The organism is Frankia sp. KB5 (assembly GCF_002099325.1).
In the GTDB taxonomy this organism is placed as follows: Bacteria; Actinomycetota; Actinomycetes; order Frankiales; family Frankiaceae; genus Frankia; species Frankia casuarinae.
On the sequence record NZ_MRUJ01000164.1, the window covers coordinates 1 to 4,594 of the forward strand.

At 71.5% G+C, this 4,594-nt stretch carries 2 protein-coding genes and 1 pseudogene; 2 read left to right on the forward strand and 1 reads right to left on the reverse strand.

Features of this window, described 5'->3' with window-relative positions; all coding sequences use genetic code 11:
* A partial coding sequence (locus tag KBI5_RS27375; RefSeq protein ID WP_206745263.1) for a DUF5666 domain-containing protein occupies positions 1 to 902 on the forward strand: 902 nt, incomplete at its 5' end.
* A 7-nt stretch (positions 903 to 909) separates the two neighbouring features.
* The gene (locus tag KBI5_RS16190; RefSeq protein ID WP_241882957.1) at positions 910 to 3,144 is read left to right on the forward strand and encodes a biotin/lipoyl-binding protein; all 2,235 of its coding nucleotides are present in this window, start codon (positions 910 to 912) and stop codon (positions 3,142 to 3,144) included.
* A gap of 1,021 nt (positions 3,145 to 4,165) precedes the next feature.
* On the opposite strand, the pseudogene KBI5_RS16195 reads toward KBI5_RS16190, so the two are convergent.
* Positions 4,166 to 4,594 (reverse strand): annotated as a pseudogene (locus tag KBI5_RS16195) (type I restriction endonuclease subunit R); the annotation flags it as partial.

The window sequence follows — 4,594 nt, forward strand, 5'->3', positions numbered from 1 at the left end:
GCCAGCCGGGCGGCCCGCCCGGTCAGGGGGGCCGTGGATCCGGCGCCGGCGGCCCGGCCGCGTTCGGCACCATCGCCGAGGTCGACGCCGCCAGCGCCAGCTCCGGCAGCATCGAGGTCCAGAGCCAGCCGTCGGGGCAGGTGACGGTGAAGTTCACCGGGACGACCACGTTCACCCAGATCATCGCCGCGACCCTCGCCGACGTCAGGCCAGGGGTGTGCGTCTTCGCCGCCGACGTGCCGACCGGGAACGGGGCATCCGGTTCGCCGGCCGGCGGCGCGGGCGGCACCGGTGGCACGCCGGACTCGGCGGCGCCCAGCCCCAGGCCGAGGCCCACCTCGTTCACCGCCACGACGGTGCTGATCAGCCAGCCGGTCGGGGACGCCTGCACACAGCCGACCGCCGGGCGACGGCCGACCGGCCAGCCCCGGCCGAGCGGCAGCCCGCGTCCGCGCTCGCTGGGCACCCGAGGGCCGGGAGGCTTCCGAGACGAATTCGGCGCGCGCGCGGAGGGCAAGGTGGCCTCGGTGTCCGGCTCGACCATCACCGTCACCGGCAGCGGCAGCGGCAGCGGCAGCGGGGCAGCCATCACCTACACTGCGCAGGTCAACGGGGACACCAGGTACACCCAGTCGGTCACCGCGACGGCCAAGGCACTGGCCGTCGGGCAGTGCGCGACCGCGAACGGCCAGACCGACGACACTGGCGCCGTCACGGCGACCCACATCACGCTGAGCCCGAAGACGAACGGCCGCTRCACCGCCGGCTTCGGCGGCGGCGGCTTCGGCGGCGGCGGCTTCGGCACCGCCGGCTTCGGCGGCGGCGGCTTCGGCGGCCAGGGGGGCGGCAGTGCGGGCTCCGGCGCCACCGGCTTCGGTCGCACCGGGTCCACAAATGCCTGAAGGGGCAGTGTCCGAGAAGGCAGCGCCTGAGGAGAAGCCGCGGCCGTCGCGCCGCCGGTTGGGTCGGCCCCGCAAGGTCGTGGTGGGCGGCACGGCAGCGGTGCTGTTGGCTGGTACCGGCGTCGGAACGGGGCTCGCGGTCACGGCGGGCCCGGGGCCCTCCTACCGGCTGGCCACCGCCAGCATGGCGTCGGTGACCCAGGCCCTCACCTCGGTCGGAACGGTGGCCACAGTCAACAAGGCGACACTGGCGTTTCCGGTCGCCGGAACGGTGACCGCCGTGCCGGTGGCGATCGGTGACCAGGTCACGGCCGGGCAGACGCTGGCCGGCCTGGACCCGGGGCCGCTGCGGCGAGCCCTGGACGCGGCGAACGCGACGCTGGCGAACGCGCGGCTGGCACTGACCGCGGACGAGTCGGGCCAGACCTCGTCGGCGACCGCTTCGGGGACGGGCCCGGGCACGTTCACAGCGGCGGGGGCCGTGGCCACCTCCCTGGCAGACGTGACGGGCAGCTCGTTCCGGGGCGGCTCGTCGTCCGCCGGCATCGAACTGATCAGTTCCTCGACCGGACGCTCCCCGGCGCCGACCCCGGCGGCGGCTCCAGCCGGGACGACGGACAACGGGACGACGGAGCCGGGCACCCTCCTGACGGCGGTCACCACAGCGCAGCAGGACGTCGAGAATGCCCAGTCGTCCCTCGACAGCGTGCTGGCCGGCCTCGGCGCCGATCTCGGGAAGCTGACGTCCCCCGGCGGAGGCTGCGTGGTGGTCGCCGGGCCGCCCCGCGCGCCGATCACGTACACGACGACTCCGGTCCTCGCCGCCCCGTCGGACGCCACCGGGAAGATCAGCGGGACCGCCGGCGCCGACGACGCGATCACTCTGCTCCGGGACGGCGCCGTGGTCGCCTCCGTGACCGGTTCCTATGCCTTCACCGGTCTAGACGCGGGCACGCCGTACACGGTGAAGATCGAGGATCCCGACCCGACCGGTTCCGTTGACGCCCTCCAGTGCCAGCACGCGATCGGTGCCCTCGTCGCCAGGTACAGCACATCGCCAGGGCCGTCACAGCCGTCGGACCTGGCCACGCTGGTGTCCCAACTCGCCRCCGCCAAACTGAACCTGGACGCTGCGGTCCGCGACCTCGGCACGGCCGGCGTTCCGACAGCCGGCGTTCCGACAGCCGGCGTTCCGACAGCTCCGGCCGCCTCGGCCATCCCGACCGAACCAGCCCAACCAACCCAACCAACCCAACCAGCCACTTCGAGCGCCCGTCCGCTGAGCGCGCCGGCCCCGTGGGTGCCAGGTGCGACGGGTGGGCCGGCTCCCGCCCCCAGCCACGGTCCCGCCCCCAGCTCCTCCGGTGGAGGATCGACCGTCCGCTCCGGAAGCTCGGCGGGATCGTCCCGCAGCGTGGGCGGCGGTACGTCCAGCGGCGGTACGTCCAGCGGCGGTACGTCCAGCCGGGCGGCCAGGGTCGTCACCGCCGAGCAGCTCGCGGCCGACCAGGCCGCCATCGACGCGGCTGTCGCGCAGGTGGCGCTGGCCCARCAGAACCTGGCGGAGACGACCCTGACCAGCCCCGTCACCGGGACGGTGGCCGCCGTCTCGATCTCACCCGGGATGACCGTCGGCGCGTTCTCCAGCACCAACGCCATCACCGTGCTCGGCGCCGGTGGCAAGCAGGTCGTCACCACGGTCCCGCTGTCCGCCGTGGACCTGGTGCGGCCCGGCGACCGGGCCGACGTCACCGTCGACGGCGTGTCGACGCCGCTGACCGGCACCGTCTCCTCGATCGGCGTCCTGAACAGCACAACCGGGTCGACCACGACCTACCCCGTCAAGATCGCACTGGCGGCGACGCGGACGAAGCTCTTCGACGGCACCGGCGCGACCGTGTCGATCGTGGTACGGGAGGTCCGGAACATGCTGACCGTGCCGACCTCGGCGGTGCACCGGGTCGGCGGGCTGAGCACGGTCTCGGTCCTGCGGAAGGGCAAGGCGGTGACCGTCCGGGTGACCACCGGGGCGGTGGGGGCCGACCGGACCGAGGTGACGTCCGGCCTCACCGCCGGTAACCAGGTCATCCTCGCCGACCTGCACGCGGCGCTGCCGTCGGCACGCACGAACTCATCGTCCACCAGAGGCGGAGCTCTGAGCGGCGGGGGCGGGCTGTTCGGCGCGGGTGGGGGCGGTGGCGGTGCCGGGGGCCGGGGCGTCCAGCGCGCCCGGGGTGGCTGAGYCAGATCCAGATCCAGTTTTCGGAAACCGTTGACAAGACTCGTGCGTCGGAGCCGACCGCGCGACCGCAGGCATAGTCAGATATCAGGACTTCTCGGCTTGTTGATCTCCGACATAGCAGCACTGGCCCGCCATAGCGATCAAAATCATCTGGTACATCGCCGCGAGCCCGCCTCTCCCGGCGGCCGGGTTCGCCCGCGACGCAGCGCGACAAACGGAGATCGTTTAGCGGGTGACGACACAATGAGCACACATCGAGCACACGCGCGGCCCGACDGACCCGCGCCGGAGGGTCAATTTTTCGAACGATGCAGGCCAAACCAATATCGTTCAAGGTTCGCGGCAGCTGCAGGGCGGGAAACCCGCCGGTTAAAAGCCCGTAGGACAGCCTGCCGTCTAGTATCGCATAGTGCCGTCATGTGTGTGTTCGTGCAGGTCACGGGCACTCTGTGTGTCCCGGGGTGCCGGCGGCTGCCGGGTGCTGGTTCGTCGTCCGGGTTCACGAGGTGCACACCCGAGCGCCTGCGCCGCGTGACCGTGGATCTTGAGTAGCCATCACGCYGGCATGAGTCTCCTACCCACCCTGAGATGGTCCAAGCCAGCGCCCTGCCCCGTCACGGACCAACCACTCTCGGCCGGGCAAGGCGAGCTCGGCCTCGGGCTGAACATGACCGGTTCCGGTGGCGCCCCGCCGAGTACGCCCTTGCTCAGGCACGCATGATCGACGCAGCGCGCCCAGGGCTCGGTGGCCGGTCACGACGGGTGCTGGCGGATCCGGCGCGAGACCCGCGCCTATGGGCTCTGGAGCGCCGCTATACTGGCGCGGTGAGGGACCGGTTTCGGTAGGTCACGGTCTTCGGAGGCAGAGGGCCAGGATCCGGTGATCGGGTTTCTGTAGGCGGCGTTCGGTCATCTCGCGACGGCCATGCCGACGCTTTGGACGCCGTGACCCGACTGATGCCGGTGGCTCGGAGCAGGCCGATTTCCCGAGGGACGAAAGCGCCCCTGACCGGACATTCTGTCAGTCGGTCTCCTGTGACGTGGCGACCTCGTAGAAGGCGTCCGCGAGGGCAAGGATGACGCTGTTGATYSCRGGGCCGTCGCTGAAGAAGTAGTCGGCCATGGTGTTGTGGGCTTCCTGGTTGTCGAGGACGGCCTCGGTGACGACGGCCTTGAAGTCGTCGGAGTCCATGAACTGCTTCTTCGAGTTGACCTGGGTCTGCCTGACGAGGTCGGGGTAGGCGAGGAGTCGCTGGACCAGGCCGTCGACGAACTCGCGGATCTGSGACTCGGTGAAGGACTCGGCGCCGAAGAGGTCGTTCATCTTGTCGATCACGACCTGGAGCGCGACGTACCTGGGCTCCTTGCGGGCGCCGGTTCCGGCGGCGCTGATTCCCTTGAGCTCGCCGTCGCCGGTCAGCGAGATGTCGACGGCGATCCGCTTCTCGTG